Origin of the sequence: Dyadobacter endophyticus (genome assembly GCF_014641595.1) — a bacterium.
In the GTDB taxonomy this organism is placed as follows: Bacteria; Bacteroidota; Bacteroidia; order Cytophagales; family Spirosomataceae; genus Dyadobacter; species Dyadobacter endophyticus.
Genome location: NZ_BMIA01000002.1, coordinates 729078 through 747133, shown reverse-complemented (window position 1 = coordinate 747133; position 18056 = coordinate 729078). Strand labels below are relative to the sequence as shown.

Annotated in this window: 14 protein-coding genes; 2 read left to right on the top strand and 12 right to left on the bottom strand. The window is 49.7% G+C overall.

Annotated elements, in window-relative coordinates:
• Positions 1–8: 8 nt before the first annotated feature.
• Positions 9–314 (bottom strand): rhodanese-like domain-containing protein, encoded by a 306-nt coding sequence (locus IEY24_RS15320; RefSeq protein ID WP_188933567.1) that lies wholly within the window; start codon positions 312–314, stop codon positions 9–11.
• A gap of 8 nt (positions 315–322) precedes the next feature.
• Positions 323–1465 carry a DEAD/DEAH box helicase gene (locus IEY24_RS15315; RefSeq protein ID WP_188933565.1) on the bottom strand — a complete coding sequence of 381 codons (1143 nt, stop codon included), beginning with the start codon at positions 1463–1465 and terminating at the stop codon, positions 323–325.
• A gap of 180 nt (positions 1466–1645) precedes the next feature.
• On the opposite strand from IEY24_RS15315, the gene IEY24_RS15310 reads away from it, so the two are divergent.
• Positions 1646–2494: a hypothetical protein gene (locus IEY24_RS15310; protein WP_188933563.1), complete on the top strand. Its 849-nt coding sequence runs from the start codon at positions 1646–1648 to the stop codon at positions 2492–2494.
• Here the strand turns inward: IEY24_RS15310 and IEY24_RS15305 are convergent, their stop codons facing one another.
• On the bottom strand, positions 2495–4249 hold the full coding sequence (locus IEY24_RS15305) for a M14 family metallopeptidase (RefSeq protein ID WP_188933561.1): 1755 nt from the start codon (positions 4247–4249) through the stop codon (positions 2495–2497).
• A 7-nt stretch (positions 4250–4256) separates the two neighbouring features.
• Positions 4257–5405 carry a lipase family protein gene (locus tag IEY24_RS15300; RefSeq protein ID WP_229222374.1) on the bottom strand — a complete coding sequence of 383 codons (1149 nt, stop codon included), beginning with the start codon at positions 5403–5405 and terminating at the stop codon, positions 4257–4259.
• Positions 5406–5562: 157 nt separating this feature from the next.
• Between IEY24_RS15300 and IEY24_RS15295 the strand changes: the two genes are divergently transcribed.
• Complete coding sequence (locus IEY24_RS15295; RefSeq protein ID WP_188933559.1) at positions 5563–6807, top strand: cation:proton antiporter; 1245 nt, start codon at positions 5563–5565, stop codon at positions 6805–6807.
• Positions 6808–6815: 8 nt separating this feature from the next.
• Here the strand turns inward: IEY24_RS15295 and IEY24_RS15290 are convergent, their stop codons facing one another.
• From IEY24_RS15290 to IEY24_RS15255, 8 genes are all read right to left on the bottom strand, one after another.
• Positions 6816–7847 carry an alginate O-acetyltransferase AlgX-related protein gene (locus IEY24_RS15290; protein WP_188933557.1) on the bottom strand — a complete coding sequence of 344 codons (1032 nt, stop codon included), beginning with the start codon at positions 7845–7847 and terminating at the stop codon, positions 6816–6818.
• A gap of 4 nt (positions 7848–7851) precedes the next feature.
• Positions 7852–10530 (bottom strand): DUF3352 domain-containing protein, encoded by a 2679-nt coding sequence (locus tag IEY24_RS15285; RefSeq protein ID WP_188933555.1) that lies wholly within the window; start codon positions 10528–10530, stop codon positions 7852–7854.
• A gap of 11 nt (positions 10531–10541) precedes the next feature.
• Positions 10542–11285: a glycosyltransferase family 2 protein gene (locus IEY24_RS15280; RefSeq protein WP_188933553.1), complete on the bottom strand. Its 744-nt coding sequence runs from the start codon at positions 11283–11285 to the stop codon at positions 10542–10544.
• Between the two features lie 72 nt (positions 11286–11357).
• The gene (locus IEY24_RS15275) at positions 11358–12494 is read right to left on the bottom strand and encodes an acyltransferase family protein (RefSeq protein ID WP_188933551.1); all 1137 of its coding nucleotides are present in this window, start codon (positions 12492–12494) and stop codon (positions 11358–11360) included.
• A 2-nt stretch (positions 12495–12496) separates the two neighbouring features.
• Positions 12497–14191, bottom strand: coding sequence for a hypothetical protein (locus IEY24_RS15270; RefSeq protein ID WP_188933549.1), 1695 nt, complete (start codon positions 14189–14191; stop codon positions 12497–12499).
• Positions 14188–15108 (bottom strand): transketolase family protein, encoded by a 921-nt coding sequence (locus IEY24_RS15265; protein ID WP_188933547.1) that lies wholly within the window; start codon positions 15106–15108, stop codon positions 14188–14190. The genes IEY24_RS15270 and IEY24_RS15265 overlap by 4 nt, the downstream gene beginning before the upstream one ends.
• Positions 15109–15187: 79 nt before the next feature.
• Positions 15188–17182 carry an NAD-dependent epimerase/dehydratase family protein gene (locus IEY24_RS15260; RefSeq protein WP_188933545.1) on the bottom strand — a complete coding sequence of 665 codons (1995 nt, stop codon included), beginning with the start codon at positions 17180–17182 and terminating at the stop codon, positions 15188–15190.
• Entirely contained in the window at positions 17175–18002 is an 828-nt protein-coding gene (locus IEY24_RS15255; RefSeq protein ID WP_188933543.1) for a transketolase, read from the bottom strand. Before IEY24_RS15255 ends, IEY24_RS15260 begins: the two co-directional genes overlap by 8 nt.
• Positions 18003–18056 lie beyond the last annotated feature (54 nt).

The following is an 18056-nucleotide window of genomic DNA, read 5'->3' as shown; positions in this document are numbered from 1 at the left end:
GTTTTATTTTATTCGGATTCGATAATGCCGCCTCTCACATGGTAAATCTGCTTGTCGGCCCATTCAGGCACGCGGCAGTAATCCATAGCGGCAACCTTGCTTCGGACGCCATTGGTGCAAATCACCACGATGGTCTGATAAGGAGCCACCAGCGGCCGTTTTTCCCTGATCTCGGCCAGCGGGATATTGATTCCCCCTTCATTGAACTCCTCAAACTCCCAGCTTTCACGCACATCCACCAGCACGGTGTCCGGTCTTTGGCTTAATGCAAGCGCTTGCGGAAGGTCAATATCCGAGTAGGTTTTTTTTGACATACTACCAATTACCTGCCCAGCGCGTAAGGATGGTCGTTTACTACCGGGATGTTCTTGGCGATCAGCTTATGAATATCTTTGAGATACGTCTTTTCTTCTCGGTCGCAGAACGAGAACGCAATGCCCTTCGCACCCGCACGACCCGTACGACCGATGCGGTGAACGTACGTTTCGGGAATATTCGGGATTTCGTAGTTGATCACGTGTGTAAGGTCATCCACATCGATACCGCGTGCTGCGATGTCGGTCGCTACCAAAACACGGGTAGTCTGGCTTTTGAAATTCTTCAATGCATTCTGGCGGGCGGTCTGCGACTTGTTGCCGTGGATCGCCTCGGAAGTAACACCTGCTTTACGCAATACTTTCACTACCTTATCCGCCCCGTGTTTGGTACGGGTGAAAACCAATGCCGTTGCAATAGATTCATCTTTCAGAATATGCAGCAGCAGCGAATTTTTGTCTGATTTATCTACGAAAAACACCGATTGGCGAATGGTATCGGCCGTTGAAGAAACCGGGGTAACTTCCACTTTCGAGGGGTTTCTCAAAATGGTACTCGCCAGCGTTACGATCGCCGGAGGCATCGTAGCCGAGAAGAACAACGACTGGCGCTTGGCCGGTAGCAGCTTGATCACTTTTTTTACATCGTGTACAAAACCCATGTCGAGCATGCGGTCGGCCTCGTCGAGCACGAAAAATTCGAGCTGATTCAGTTTAACGAATCCTTGGTTGATCAGATCGAGCAAGCGGCCCGGCGTGGCGATTACTACATCGACGCCTTTCAGTAATGCGTCGGTCTGCGGTTTTTGGCCCACACCACCGAAAATAACGCTGTGCCTCACACGCGTATGGCGCCCATAGGCAGCGAAACTCTCACCGATCTGGATCGCCAGCTCGCGGGTAGGGGTCAAAATCAAGGCACGGATACGGCTTTTTTCAAACTTCCCAACCGGGTTTTCGTGCAGCAATTGCAGCATCGGAATCGCGAAAGCGGCGGTTTTACCGGTACCTGTCTGCGCACAGCCCAGCAAGTCTTTATTTTCTAGAATAACCGGAATAGCTTTGGCCTGGATGGGGGTGGGGGTGGTGTATCCTTCTTCTTGAAGAGCCTTTTTGATCGGCTCAATGAGTTCTAAATCCTGAAATGTCATTTGGTCTTTTTAAGGGCTGCGTGTCGATTATCCATTTTAAACGCAGCCTGCATAATATGAATCGGCCGATCCGGCCAGGTGTATAACAGAAGTATGTTTTTAAACGTTCAGTGAGTATACTTGGCAAAAGTACTCACTTATCGTGTAAATTTGGTCATCATTCATCAACGCAGCAACGCTATGGGCAGAATTATTACTCTCACATTCTTATTGTCGTTCATCTTCGTGGCCGTTCATGGGCAGGATGTAATGGTCCGGAAAAATGGCTCTACCATCGAAGGAAAGGTAGTGGAAGTAGGTATCGACAAGGTATTGTACAAGATCAGCCAGGAAGCCAATGCAGCCAATTTCGTGATCAGAAAGAATGAATTGCTGCGGATCGAGTTCGGGAACGGCCAGACGATCTGGTTCGATAAACGTCGCGAACGCAGTAGCGAACGCAGCAGCGAGCGCGGACACGAACGCAACTCGCCGGTGGTCCAGGACGAAGAGATGCGCAGGAACAAAATTGATTTCTCGCCTTTTAAAGCACTCGATAGCGGGCCGGGCTTCGGGATCAGTTATGAAAGAATTTTGGATAAAAGCGGTTATTTTGGCTTGCTTCTGCCATTTACGCTTACCATTCCCGACAGCTATTACTTCCCCGTCGGATCGGAATCAAACGATAACGACCAGATGTATTATTTCTCACCAAGCTTAAAAATCTATCCCTTCGGCCAGAAGCGCGTTACCTACGCAGTGGGACCCACGCTTTACGCCGGTGTTGGTAAACGTTGGTACAACTATACGGACTACAACCCTACAACGCAGGTACACACCAGCCGCGACGAGGAAAGGGAACGCTTCCGGATGGGAATGATCGTCAATAACTACGTGAATTTCCAGATCACGAAACACTTCCAGATCGGCCTGAATGCAGGATTAGGCCCGCGGTATATTGACCGTGAAAAATTCAGATCGGAAACTTACAGGAACAGGGGGATGGAAATCACCGGTGAATTCAATTTCAATCTGGGCTTCCGTTTCTGATCATTTGACGACGCGGAAAATGGGATAGCGCATATATTCCTTTTCCGCGTAATCCGAATTTTGATAAATAAAATCCAGCTGTGCATTGCCGTTCTTGGCAAACTCAGGATCGGCTTTACGTTTCTCTTCGAGTCTCGCTTTCAATTCGGGTGATTTTTTAAGCAAATCCGAGGCAAGATCTTCAAAAACGTAGCCCGAGTAATGCTCCTTCGCCTGTAAAATGGTGTCAAAGAAATTCCATTTGAAAAAAGAATCCACTGCTTTCGGTTCGAGGGTTTCGATAATATAGCGGTTGGCGGATTGATCGGCAGGAACAACCCAGTCGCCTTTTTTGAAAATCAGCTTCTGTTTTTCGGTCCTTAGCTTGACGGAAGTGTGCCAGTAATGCCCTTCAAATGGCTGTTTCGGAGTTTCCAGTTCTTGGATATGGTAGGTTTCCACATTAATCTCCGAATCTTTGTCAAGCACATTCATTTCAACACCATTCAATCGCAGCAGCTCTACTATATTATGCCAGCCCTGCGGGATAATGTAAGCTTCGGGCCGGGTCACCTCATCCAGCGGAACGTAGGTGTCGTAAAACGGAATGTCCTTCGTAAACGGTTTTGAGCGGTCGTAATGCAGCCTGGGCAACCCGCTCACTTCGCTCGGTATGTACTCCGGTTCGTAGCCTTTGAATGCGATAGTAGATTGTTTTGACTTATCGACTTGCCAGGTAATGGCAAATTTCTCTTGCTTTTTAACCGCCTCTTTCGTCTCATTCCGAAGTTTCAGCAAAGCTTTGCGATATGCGGCCAGGAACCTGATGTTGCCGTGCAAATAGGCATAAGTCGATTTCACGCGCTGATCATAGGGTTTCAGCATGTGCGTTTCGGTCATTACACCTATTGTATGAAACAAAGCCGCATAGCCCGTTGAATAGCGTGGCCAGTCGGGAAACTGGACAAAACCCTTGTCAGGCGTCTGTCCGTAAGCATTCACGTAGGGCGTCGCTTCGTAGCCTGTTTCTTTCAAATGCTTGTACATGTAAGGCAGGAAAACCTTGTCGGTAAAGTCGCCGAGCGGGCCGCCGAGCTTGTCTTTCTGGGCATAATCGAGCGTCATCACATATTGATAATCGGCTCCGTTGCTTACGTGCGTATCCGCGAAGAGATCGGGATCGAGCGCATGGAAAATGGCCGCGAAACTCCGTGCATTCCGGGTGTCCGATTTGATGAAATCTCTGTTCAGATCGTAATTCCGCGCATTTCCCCGAAAACCATATTCCTCCGGCCCGACCTGATTGGTGCGTGTGGTATTGTTGCGGTTCAATGCACCCCCGATGTTGTAGAATGGGATAATGGCGACCACGACGCTGTCCAGTTCCGGAAATTTGGCAGGATGAATGAGCATATCCCGCAACAGCATCATCGACGCATCCACGCCATCGGGCTCACCCGGGTGAATGGCATTGTTGATGAACAAAACAGCTTTTCCCTGTGCTTTCAGTTTTTTAATATCAAAAACCTTATTTCTTGAATACAATATCAGATGCAATGGCCGGCCGCTGTCGGTAGGGCCTTTTTCCTGCATTTGCACCTGCGGGAAATTCCGCGCGAGCTGCCGGTAAAATGCAATGCCTTCCTCGTAGGTAGGCGTTTGTTTGCCGCCGCTTTTTTCAAATAGGGTCTGGTACTGGGCAGCGGCGGGAAATGCAATGCCCAGCAGGATGCCCGGCAGGATGCCCCGCAGGGTTAGTGTCAGTTTGGAGCGCATGAAGGGGTTAGTATTTGTATTGTTCGATCAGGTGGAGGTAGGGATGCAGACCATGATGGATAAAGACGTTCTGGTCCGAATCTTCAAATTGCGTATAATATGCGGCATCGGCCAGCAGCACGATCGTCGGCCCAGTGCGTACGTAATTGCTGCTCTTATAGAAGGCCGGTGATTGGTATTCGGGCAGGTTTTTGGAGACGATCTTTCCCGCATACTTGCCCAGGTACTTCTCATAATTGCGCTGCGCCTTTTCGCTCGGCTTTCGCAAACCCTTGTAAGCGTGCCTCATGCCAATGCGGGCAATGAGCTTTTGCTTTTTGATAATGCCGTCGATATTCTTGAAAGGATTGGTATTGTTGAAATCGGCGAGGGTTTGTACCGAAAATGGCACTTCCGGCACCCAGTCGGCAGAGTTGATCACATTATAACCCCAGCCGCCGTCGATCAGGTGTTCATATTCATAAGCAAAATAGGTATTTCCCACTTTGGGGGCGGCACTGGCGTAGGTTTTGAAACGGATGTCTTTGGGTAATGCACCCTGTTTTTGCAACGAATACAAATGGGCCGTCATGAGAAAGCTGAGCGCCCCGCCCTGGCTGTGGCCCATGATCAGGAAATCCTTAACGCCGGTTTTGTACAATGAATCGATTTTCGGGACGATATCCCTGGCGAGATAGGCCGTACCGACGAGCCAACCAACGTGCACGGCTGCCTTCGGATTATCGGCCAGATGATATTTGAATGTATAATCCCCGCTGATTTTGAGTTCCCCGTGTGCGGGTACCATCGCGGCATAGAAATTTTCAAGCCAGCCTACGGCGTTCATCGTCGTACCGCGGAGATTGATCACGCCTACCGAAGATTTATTTTTCCAAAGCCCCCAGCGATTGTCAAGCCCCATCACGGGAGAGGAATAAATGGAGTCGGCCCTGGTCGGCCGCGGTACCTTGAACTTTTGCCGGTTGGTCATGGCGGTGTCGTACAGCAGGGCGTGCATATACACGAGCTCCTGGTACTCGGCCTTGTCGAAGCCGGGTTTCAGTTTTCCGGTTTGTGAAAATACGGGCCGAGCGGGGAAGATACCGATTAGCAGCATCAAAACCGGGTAAAAATGCCTGGACGGCCACGGCTTGAAATTTGCCAGAGTCTTTTGCATAGTTGATAGCGAAGCGTTGAATGACAAAGCAACCTTTGGATTACTAATGTAGGAAAACAATCGATTAGAATACTATTAGAGTTTGCCCGCGTGGCTCCTTCCGCCTTGAATGCGAGCCCTTAATTTTCTATTTTTGACTAGTCTAAAAAATATTTTCATGGAGCTGTATTACTCTTTTTCTGCCTTAATTGTCCTCTCTGCGATATTTTCCTACCTCAATTCCCGGTTTCTGAAATTACCTCCGTCCATCGGCGTCATGGTGATCGCATTGATGGTTTCACTGGGGCTTATCGCAACCGACAGCATATTTCCGCGCACGTTCATCCGCATTTCCACGCTCATTGCGAGCGTCGACCTTACGGAAATACTCATGGGGGCGATGCTCAATTTCCTGCTTTTTGCGGGTGCCATCCATTTGCATTTGGAAGATCTCCGCGAACAGCGCATGCCGGTGATCATTTTTTCGACCGTCAGCGTCGTGATATCGACCTTCGTGATCGGTTTTCTAATGTATTATATTCTGCCTTTGCTCGGCATTACCATTCCGCTGATCCAATGTCTTGTGTTCGGCGCATTGATTTCGCCTACCGACCCTATTGCTGTGCTCGGTATCCTCAAACAGGCAGGCGTTCCCAAATCCCTCGAAACCAAGATCGCCGGTGAATCGCTTTTCAACGATGGTATGGCGGTGGTGGTGTTCATTCTCATGCTTGCGCTGGCGCGCGGGGAAGAGGTGAATACATCGTTTACAGGGATCGCCGGATTGTTTGTCAAAGAGGCGATTGGCGGGATTTTGCTCGGCCTGGCGCTCGGTTTTCTGGGTTCCAAAATGATGTACCGGGTAGACGGCTACAATGTCCATGTGCTCATTACGCTCGCGATCGTGATGGGCGGGCATCTGGCTGCACAGGCATTGCATATGTCGGGCCCTCTCGCAATGGTGGCGGCGGGCCTGGTAGTAGGTAACTATGGTAAAAACCCCGGTGCGGTTTCGGATACGGAACGTGACTATATTGATAAGTTCTGGGAGCTGATCGATGAAATCCTGAATGCGATCCTGTTCCTGATCATCGGTTTCGAATTGCTGCTCATTCCGGATATGAAGCAATATGGCTGGGCAGGACTGGCGGCCATCGTGGTAGTGCTTTCGGCACGTTTTATTTCGATCTACATTCCGGTCAAACTGATTCCATTCAGGACGCGTTTCGGGAAGAAATCGATTACGATATTGGTATGGGGTGGATTGCGGGGAGGCGTGTCCATCGCGCTGGCATTATCCATTGATCAGGATCTTAACAAAGACGTGTTGCTTGCGATCACCTATTTTGTGGTGCTGTTCTCGATCATCGTCCAGGGGCTCACGGTGAGTAAGCTGACCGCCCGCCTTCCCGACGAGGAATAAGCGGTTGACTAGGAAGCAGGTTCGGCCACGAGCCGGTTGATCAGCGCATTGATTTTATTCAACCAGAGCGTCTGCCCCTCGCAAGTCCAGTGGGAATCGCCTTTCAGATATGCCGAGCGGCCCATGCGCCGGAAATCGGGAAGGATATCGATATATGGTACCGCTAGTTTGGGATGATTGTATATCTTCTCGATCACATTGTTGTACGGACCATAATCGGGGCTGAGCACCGAAACCTTATTTGGGATAATAGACAATATCACATTGTTAAAGCCCAGCGAATCGGCGAAGTCGCGGCTTGCGTTGAGATTAGTTACCATCGAATCAACTTCCGTAGCGCGAACCGGCGTGAATGCCGAGGTGATATTAGGCGTGTCGGTATCCATGTAATACACGATATCGCGATCGTCGTTTACCAGTGTGACACCCGAACCGGTGCGGTTAAAAAAGCGGTGATTAAAATCGGATTTCCATTCTTTCAGGCGCAGCACGAAGTCGTTCTGGAAGAGAAAACCGTCGAGTCTGTCGGCAGTATGCGAGCCTTTGAACGCTTCGTCGAGGCGGTACATGAACTTAGCGGGAGCCCCATCCCGAACAAATGTCGCGGTGTCGGGAACGAGCACGGTTAGGACCGACGATGCGAATTTCTGGCGGAAATGCCGTTCGACGCTTTCGATCAGAAGAATGTTGTGTTCGGTTGTATCGAGTTTAATATGCAGGAAGTCGGACCATTTCACCCAGGTGTATTCATCTACCGGAAAGTCCTTCTTTTCAACCCTTCCTTTTTCCGTAAAACTATCGCCGATGATGTACAAATGCACTTTTTTCGCAGACTGCGGCCGAACAGGGGGGATATACCCGGTGCACTGATGGCGCGGATCGCGAAACCCGGACAGGTTCGAGAGTTTGTAAAGATCGCCATACTGATAACCGTCTTCCACGACCTGTTCTTTCCAAAGCCAGGGTAAAATGGTCGGAATGAGTCCCACGGCCCAGATCAGGCAGCCAGCGGCCAGAGCGATATATCTTAAAATTTTCATAGCATTATCTCAACTTGATCGACCAGACCTGTATTTTCTTTTCCGACCGGCTGAATATCAATAATTTATAATAACCGGGCTGATAGGTGAGCTGCACCGGCATTTCCGACGGGATAGCTTTGTCGCCGAGGCGCTTTCCATTCATGTCAAAAACCGTGGTATAGTTGCCCGATTTGATCGTAATAAACCGGTTGTCGACGCCGAAAAAATGGTATTGGATTGTTGAATTGGGTAAAATATCCTTGATTTCGAACAGTTCACGACCGTCTTTGGTAATAATGGCGGTTTTTGAATTAACGGAGCGGACCAATATCCAATCCAGCGAATTGCGGTCAAAAAGGATCCGGAAGCGTGAACCCGGTTCGGGACGCAGGAGCTGCCGGCGGGAAGTGATTTTACCGTCCAGCGTAATGCGGATCAGCTCACCCGACACGCTCACGCCCGCGAGCTCCGGCTGACCGGTCTGCGGATTTTGCGCCCAGGTAAACGGACTTTCGGCGCGCGTCAGGATATCGACCGGGAAGCCGGGTTTTACCGTCCCGTTTTCTTTCAATAAATAGATCTTTCCATTCTGCTGCGTCACGATGAAGCCCCTGTTGCCGATCTGGTTCAAGGCTACAACCGGTCCGACAATCTTCTCGAAATCCACCGAATGGTTCAACCTTTTGAGTGAGCGGGTCACACTTTCCCAAACAAACAGCTCTTCCGCCGAACTCTTGACGATAAACCGGTTACTGCCGTCCTCTCCGCCGTCGATAAGGTACAATGCCGAAATAGGGTCGGAGGTAGGCAAATGCGCCTGGAATGCGGATACATTGGTGGAGTCGTCTTCATCCAATGCGTACACCGTGCGGCCGGTGGCGAAAATACGTTGCTGGCGGCCGATGTTCAGGAAGTCGACTTTGTAAGCGGCTGTGCTGATGGGGCCGTTCAGCTTTGCAATCGCTTGCGTTTTTCCTTCGCGCAGGTTATTCGTTCTGAGTAGATTATGTTCCTTGTCGGTCAGTAATATTTCCGAACTTCCGTCGATCGGGTTTTGCAATGCGGCTAGTTCCGCATCGTAGATATCCGGCCATTCTATGTCGATATTCAGGAACGTACGGTTGAGTACCTTACTGGCGGTTTGCCGTTTTTTGGGATGGAATGTCAGTTCCGGAAATGCCTCGTTGCCTTCAAAACGACATTGCAGGGTAATCGACTCAATTTTGGCAGTCAGGTCGCTGTACTTCTTGCTTACCTGCGTCTCCTCGCCCGATTGCGCCTTCCGCAGGTTCACGATCATCGAAAGCTGCGCCTCGTTGTTCACGTTCGTGAGCACGCTGTCGTATTCAGGCGACTGTTTCCAGGTGATCTGGTTTTCGTAATCGACAATATAGTTTTGTAAAACCTGCGAATTGTTGCTGATCACAAGGTAGGGCGCGATATAAGTGATGTAGCTGCGCGGAAAGCCGGTAAACATCGGGCCATACAATCCTGCCGGCAGTTCAGGAACGGGTACCGAGTAAATGTCATAGCCCTGGTACTGGTCGGCGGAAGCGTTGCTTTCCTGGTTGGCCAGGCGCGCGAGTTTTTGCAGCACCGGCCTCACTTTATCGTAATTGGAAAATTCCGTGAGCAGTATTTTACCGTCGGTAATGCTGTTGTTTTCTTCCAATTGGCATAGCACAAATTCCGAACCAATATTATCGACCAGCACACTGCTTTCGCCCGCGATATAGTAGTTGAGTTTGTCCCAGGCCGGAGACTTGTATTTACTATGCCATTTCGCAAAAGCTGCCTTGAAAGCCGCCTTGTCGAATGCAGCTGCGCGGTACAAAAAGGAAGTTTGCTGGGAAACGTGCTTATGCCCGAGGAATGGCGTGCCGGGGTTATCTTTCAGGATTTCGGCCAGGTAATAATCCGGCGCATCCGCCCCGTCCGATTTAACGACCAGATTACCCTTACTTTCGGCTTTTTCGATGTGAAAATCCTGATAGGAGGGGAAACTCTTGCCAAACTCGGCCAGGGTAGCCACATTCTCCATCGACATGACGGATTTCCAGGCGTCCGTGCGCAGGTAAATGCTCGTTCCGTAGTCAGAATCATTGATATTCGAAAAGCGTGAGCGCAGCCTGAACGAGGCGATATTGAGTGACGACGCACGCACGGCGTCTTCAATCAGATCACCGTAATAGCTCACGATCAGGAAGTGGTCTTTGACCAGATAGGAGAACAGCGGCCGCGAATTGGCGTCGATGGCGTCGGTAATGCGGTGGTCCTGGAAGTTATGGTGCAGAAGCCGAATGTTGGCGTGCTGCGGGCTGGCGAGCCATTTGGTTTCCTCTTCCGTTACGGGAATGTACATGATCACCCCCCATTCCGTGCTCGTACGCGGGTGATAGGAGTACGAAAGGGCTTTGCCTTTCAGGAATGTTTTGAGTTTTTTAGGATCTTTCGTCAGCAGGTTGAGCAATGTCAGATTATCGCTGGCGATGTCCAGGAGGGGAAGCCGTTTGAGGTCAAGCGAGGCCTCGGTAGCCGTATAGGCCGAATCTTGCAAATGCTCGCTGGTGATTACCACCACGGCATTGGACGGGATGAATTGCCAGGCTGCCGACGAACCCCTCGACCATTTGAACAGGAAATATCCTGCTGACGCGATAAGTACGACCAGCAGGATAGCAATCAGTTTTTTTTTCGACACAAGCCTGTTTTTTAAGCGCGGATCGCTTTCACTTTATCATTCAGTTCGAGGCGAAACCGCAAGAGTTCTTTAAAGCTTCGTATACAAACTTTCCACAGGTTCCATTTCACGATCGAAACGGTGCCGGTTTCACGGTCTTTGTGGGTGATAGGGATATCGAACAGTTCCTGTCCCGATTTTTTAGCCATCACAGCCAGGAAAATGTTCGGTGCGAACGGTTCAGGGTTGGGCAGCTGGTCCATCAGTTTTTGAAGGAATGTTCCTTTGATCAGACGGAACGGAATATTGCTGTCCATGATAAATGTACCATAAACAGAAGAGATCGTACCGCGGAGGAATTTCGTAATAAAGAGGCGTACGCCCGCATCGTGCCGCACCTGGCGGTAACCGAGTATGAATTGCGACTGGGAACGTTTGGCCCAGAGCTTGTCGAAATCGTCGGAAACGAACTGGTCATCACTGTCGGTCTGGAATACATATTCGGAGCCAACTTCCAGCGCCTTGCGGTAGCCGTTTACAACCGCATTACCATGCCCGCCGTTTTTCTGGTGAACCACCGTGAGGTTGTCGATCTTTTTGTCGAGTTCATCCAGTAATACCTTCGTATTGTCTTTTGATCCGTCGTTGATGACGATCAGGGTAGTGTTATCGTTGGGGAATTTGGTTTTGAGGAAGGTGGTCCAATTATAAACTACTTTTTCGATACAATCCTGCTCATTGTATGCGGGCATTACTATACTCAGAAGATATGACATGCAAAAGCGTATTTGGTATGTTGCGCGAAATTAATAAATAAAGCCTGTAACCGGGCTATGGGGTTTCATTATTTAGTAAGCGTACTTGTCTTTCAAGGCATTAATCGGTTTCTCGAAAAAGTGCCAGGAAACCGATGCGACTAAGACAGTGAGCGCTACTACAACCGTTGCTTCGAATGCGATATTGCCTTCGAGGCTGGGGATATATTGATAGATTTTCCGGAAAAGCCTGACCGTTGGGTGCATGGGACCGCTGTGAAAGTGGTTATATACAAAATTGTGGTACAGGTACAGGCCATAGCTGATTTTGCCAAGATAAATACACACCGGATTTTCGAGAAACGCGGCCATCCAGCCCTTGAAACCCATCACAGCGCGCCCTATGAGCATAAACCCGAAAATGGACGACAAGGTTCTGTCGAGCACTACGTACGGGAAGTTGAAAGGCTGAGCAAGCGATTTAGCCCACCATTGTACCAGCACCCAGCCCAGTAAGCCGAGCAGAACCGGCCACGATTTGTTGAAGAATTTGACAAACAGGTCATTCTTGTAAAGCTGCATCCAGGCCATAAGCCCACCCAATGCGAACGAATCGAAGCAAGCGGGCGTGGATACGTATGCGACCGTCCATTCGGCCATTGTGACGAAGTTGGTGCCGGGAATCCTGCCGGAATAGAAAATGTAAGCGCGCAGCAGAATGCTGAAAATACCCATTAAGCCCAGCACAGGCACCAATCTGTTCTTTGGAATAAAGAATATCAGGAAGGGGAAAAAGAGATATACCTGCTCTTCCACCGCCAGCGACCACAAATGGTCCACCGAGCCCATCCATGTTTTGTGCAGGGCAATATAAATGTTGGTCCCGTACAATGCGAGCCACGCCAGCTTATCACGGACTGGCGGCACATTGAGAATGAACAGTATTGCGATGATCAGGTAATAAACCGGAAATATCCGGATCGTTCTGCGAATCAGGAACTTGCGCAGGTATTTTTTGAAGCCTCCGGGCGTCCCATAAGTTTTTTCCTTGCTTTTGAGCAAAATACGGGAGATGAGGAAACCGCTGAGCACGAAGAAAATGGTCACGCCGAGCGCCCCGAACGGGATAATGTTGATCTCTACGATCAGGTGATCGAGCAGAACAAGCCCTACTGCAATAAAGCGCACGCCGTCAAGTTGAATAATGTGTCCTTCCGAATTGGTGCGCATGGTTACCAGTTAACTTTCACTTCTTTTTTACGGGTTTGTTTCACCGTCACGCGCTGGTCTTTGAACAGAATGCCGGTCTCGTTGCCCTGCTGATGGATCAGCGCCACTTTGTATGTACCCTTGTCCATTTCGGAGAACGGAATGTCGGCATAAAAGCCAGGGGCGAAGTAGTATTGTTTCAGGAACAGTTGCTTTCGGCTCGTGTTACGTGTGCGCAAGGCCGGGAAAATGTAATAGCATTCTTCTGAACTCAGGAGCACATACACACCGCTGTCCTGCAACCGCTGGCTGGTGAATGTGGTGTTACTGATTTTAATGGATGCAGTATCCGTCGTGAATGTGGTCTTATCATACAAATCGACCATTCCACGCGAGCTACCGGCATAATTCTGACGGTCGGCGATGGCGATCAGCGGCAGCCATTTGTCGTAGATCACCGGCGTTTTTTCCACGATATTGGCCGTAAACGATGTGTCTGTGGGGTATTTCAATGACTTATCCGTAAATGTCCAATTGAACTGCCAGGTTACCAACTGCTTCCTCAGGTTATAGGCGTCCACCAGATGATAATGGTAGCTGAACACATTAAAGGTAACTGCAAGCGCGATGATGGCCGTAATGTAAGGCGAAAGAAAGCTGCCGCGGATCGGAACCACCACATAGATATAGGCGATGATCAGCAACAGTACCGAATAGATTTTATAGCGGCTCGTGATCAATCCTTCCAGACCAAAACCTGCGCGGGTATAAACCACGATTAACGCCGTTCCGAGGATAAAAAGGATTGCGCCGAGGCAGAACAGATCGGTCGTCCGCTCGAACTTTACGGAATACTTGTTGCGTGCAATACGGAAAAGGGTAGTAGAAGCAATGGAAATCGCTACCAAAAACAGCACGATACCAATAAAAAGGCAAACCTTGAAATGATCCAGCACCGGAATGGACTCTGCAAATGAGCCCAGGAACGCCATGTAGCCCTTCGCAAGTTGGAGAATACCGGCTTTCGATTCCGGATTGGATTCAGGTTTGGTATACCAATAAAAATAGCAGACGATCTCGGCAATGCTGATGATGATCCACAGTGCAAACCGCTTCCGGTTCTGTGCCAGAAAAAGCAGGATAGCACCTAAGGGTAACACCATCAACCCGTTACCGCTTGTCAGTACGGTTACCACGCTCAGCAGCATAGCAATCGAGAAAGGTAACACTTTGGGATTGATAACCAGGTATAACGTCCAGAGTACGAGCGTAACAACGCCGAGATTCTGAACGGCCGCCATTCCCCAGTACATATTTTCCCAGAATGCGAGCGTCATCCACAGGAATGGAATGGGTACCAATGCGAAAAGCGGCTTTTTATTCTTTTTGAGCAGATCATACCACAGCGGAATCGCCGCCAGGAGCATGATATTGCCTGCGGTCATCAGATGCCGGAAGTTCAGATGTCCGAAAACGGCATAATCAATCCACGCAAAAAGCCGGGTCAGCGCGATGCGGTGTTCGTTATGCTGCTTGAAAAGCGCCTTGATTTTTCCCTTCCAGTCACCGGCCTGCGCGTATTCGGCGATGAAATTTTTCAGCGCATGGTCGTCCCACTTAGGGATATTGATGGCATAGTAATCCCAAACCGTGAAATAAATGGCGACGGGTAACAGCAGGATCAGGCTCAGGATAATGGTTAAAGCCTTTTTCGTCATGCCGTGATCATTAGTTGGCTGATGCTCGACAATATCGAATCCGCGTCCAGTCCGGAAAGCTTCTGGTGGTAGCTTTGGCTGCCGTAGCGGCTATTGGGGTAGCCTTCCGCTTTCAGACTTTTAAATACCGATGGGAAAATACCTTTTTCCAGTAACTGAACTGAAAGCTGCTGAGCCAAACCACCGGTGCTGATATGCTCTTCGGCAACGAGGATCGCCGGTGCTTTTCTGACCAGCGCGATCAGTTCGTCGGTCAGTTCTAGCGGGAAATGCAGGGCAGTGACCACGTTCACCTTTTCGGCCAGCTCGGGAGTAAGCCCCAGCGCCGATAGCACATTATTGGCAACCGGGCCCAATGCAAAAACGGTCATTTCGGCGTGGGCTGGCTGGTGTATTACTTTAAATGAACCTGTCAGGTAACTGTTTGCAGGCGTAGTTTTTCCGGCGCCAAGGCGTAGGTAGGCGGGCCGCGCGTCTGCCGCGATCTGTTGCACAACCGGTATCACCTCGTCGGCGAAGGCAGGCACCCACACCTGGGCATTCTGCTGGCCGCTCAAACATGCCAGATCCTCAATGGTATGGTGGCTGCTGCCCATAATACCATATCCGTATCCGCCGCCATTACCAACCAGGAAGACCGGTAAGTTGTTGAAGCATACGTCGTTACGGAACTGTTCGAGGCAGCGGTACACGATAAACGGCGCAATGCTGTAACAGAATACTTTATAACCTTTGTGCGCAAAGCCGGCAGCTACGCCCACCATATTCTGCTCCGCAACACCGGCATTGATAAACCGCTTGCCCATTTTGGCCTGCAAGTTCTCCAATGCATTATATCCTAGATCGCCCGTGATGAAAATGACGGAGTCGTCTTCCACCGCGAGGTCTTCTATGGCTGTTGAAAATTCTTTTCTCATCGTTAAGTGGGCGCCAGGCCGATTGATTGCTTAACTTAAATGGATTAGTTGCCTAATCGGTTGATATCACGCAATTTAGCTACTTTCTCAATTGTTTCACCAAAGCCCGGATCTCGTCGGCAGTTTTATATGCCTTCGAACCGCGCCGAATTCTGGTGCGGATATACTTAGGACGTTTTTTAGTCTCTTCGAATATCTTGGTAATGTATTCACCAAGAAACGAAATACCCAGAATCGTAAGCCCACCGAAGAAGACTATCAGGATAATTACGGTGCTGAGGCCTCTCGGCGTATCCGGGAAGAAAAAGAATTTGGCCAGTATCTGCCAAACAATTCCCAAAATAGATAGGGCGGTGAGGCCGAATCCCGCATAACTCATCAGTTCCAATGGAGCAAAACTGAATGAGAAGATAGCCTTTTTAGCCCACCAGATGTTTTTCGTCCAGTTGTTGGTCGAAACGCCGAACATCCTTTCCGGACGTACGTAAGGAACTCCGGTCTGTTTGAAACCTACCCACGCACGCAAGCCGCGCAGGAACTGTTCTGTTTCGGGCAAATCCACCAGTTCTTTTACCACCTTGCGGTCTATCATAGAGAAATCGCCGGCATCGCGTGGTATTGGAATGTAACTGAGTCCCTGGAATATCTTATAGAACGATTTATAAAAGAAATGGATATGCGGCTTCATTTCGCGCTGTACGCGTACGCCGTACACGACGTCGTAGCCATCCATCCATTTTTCGTAGAATGCCGGGATAATTTCGGGGGGGTCCTGCAAGTCGCCGTCCATCAGCACCACGCAATCGCCGGTTGCGATTTCCATTCCGCTCAGGAATGCCGATTGTGAACCGAAGTTACGCGAGTGGCTGATTCCGACTACATTAGGGTCTTTATCGCAAATCGCATTGATCACTTCCTCCTGGTTGTCAGGGGAGCTGTCGTTGACGAAGATAATCTCGTAGCGGACTTTCAGTTCATTGAACGTCTTGACAAGCCTCTCGTACATGAACGGGATCGCCTGCGCGTCCTTGTAACAGGCTATGATCGCCGTGATGACCGGGTTGAGTTTTGGATTTTCAAAAGCCGGGATCAAGCGTGCTTCATATTGAACAGCATCCTGCCATTTGCTGTACCGTGTCAGGCCGTCTTCCAGGGAAGTCCGGGCTTTCCAGCCGAAATCGGTTTCAAATGCGGTAGGGTCGCCAAACCATTCGGCAAGGTCCCATTTACGGTTCGACATGCTGCCCCATTCCGGCTCCTTTGCAATAGAAAATGCCTTGCGGGTCACTTCCACGAGGTCGCCCATCGTCGTTTTGCGTCCGGTAGCAATGTTGTAGGAACGTCCCGATTTTTCATCATCGATTTTTAATGCGGCATCCAGGAACGCCTCCACGCAATCTTCCACAAACACAAAATCACGGCTGATATCGGGTGACACCAGCGAGGGCAATCCTTTTTTACGCGCATTCTCGATCAGGCGCGGGATCAGCCTGTCGGGTTCTTCCCAGTACCCGTAAATCGAATACAGGCGCAGGTTGAGCGTTTTAAGTCCTGCGACTTTGGCATAATATTCGAGCAAATAGGCGGCCGAAACCTTTGACACCGCATAATGGCTGTTCGGTTCGACGCGGTCGGTTTCTTTGGGAGAAGTACAGTTGAAACCGTACTCGGAACTGCTTCCGGCATGGATGTAAACCATATCCTTCGTGCAATTTTGAAGGATGTTGACTGTTCCGAGCACATTCGTCTCGTAGGTCAGGTTCACATTGTTTTGTTTACTATACGCACCGTAAGCCGCAAGGTTGAAAATCGTTTGCGGTTTGTATTTTTCAAATACTTCCTTAATCGAATTGTCGGAAAGAATGTCGCAGTGAATGATGTTTTCAAACGGGACATTCAGCAGTTTCAAGCGCCACGCTTTGGTGGCGTCGTGCGTTACTGCATAGCAATCCTTCCGGATTTTGAATATATCATTGAAGAGATTGGCGCCGATGAAGCCGCTGGCACCGAAAACAAAAACTGGCCCTTTTAATTTCTCTATTTTATCGCGGTAAACCGGTAAATGATCAAGCATTCGTCAATTCATTAAGATAACGTTCCTTTACTTCCAGTGTAGCTTGCTCATACTGGTCTTTATTCATGGGCAGGTAATGCCATTCCAATTTGTTCTCCATATAGGAAACCCCTTTTCCTTTGACAGTGTTGGCAATGATCGCTTTGGGCAGCCCGTTCTTATGTTCCTTCAATTCGCTGATTGCCGCGCTGATGGCTGCAATGTCGTGACCATCCACTTCGACGGTTTCAAAACCGATTGCTTTCCATTTTTCCACGGAAGCGGTTTCTCCCAGAACTTTGTCGGTGAATCCGAAACCCTGCAAGCCATTCTTGTCGATGAGCATGATCAGGTTGTCTAGCTGGTTCTGAATAGCGTAGTGGGCGGCCTCCCAGGTGGTACCCTCGTTGGTTTCTCCATCAGACAGCAGCGTAAAGGAATACGTTGCTTCTTCGCCGACCTTGGCTGCATGGGCAATGCCCGTTGCAATGGGTAATCCGTGGCCCAGCGAACCGGTAGCAAAAGGAATGCCTTTGTACTGGCGCGGTGCGGGGTGCGCAGGTAAAGTGGTGCCGTCGAGGTAGAATGTATCGAGCTCTTCGTCGGTAATTTCGCCAAGGGTATTGAGGCAGGCGTAAAGCGCGGCCGCAGCGTGGCCTTTGGAAAGAATGAAAGTATCGTCGACCGATTTTTGGAGAAAAAGGACCGCGATCATCAGGTCAATGCAGCTGAGCGAGCAACCAATGTGGCCCGCGTTGGCCTGGTGGTAAAGCCCCAGTATTTTCAGGCGAAGCTCGCCGCTCAACTGTTTCGGGTCTTTTAATATCTCTGCTGCTGTCATGCCTGATGTTGTATGTCGATGTAAGGTATTGCCTGCAAAATAACGGCCAGATCT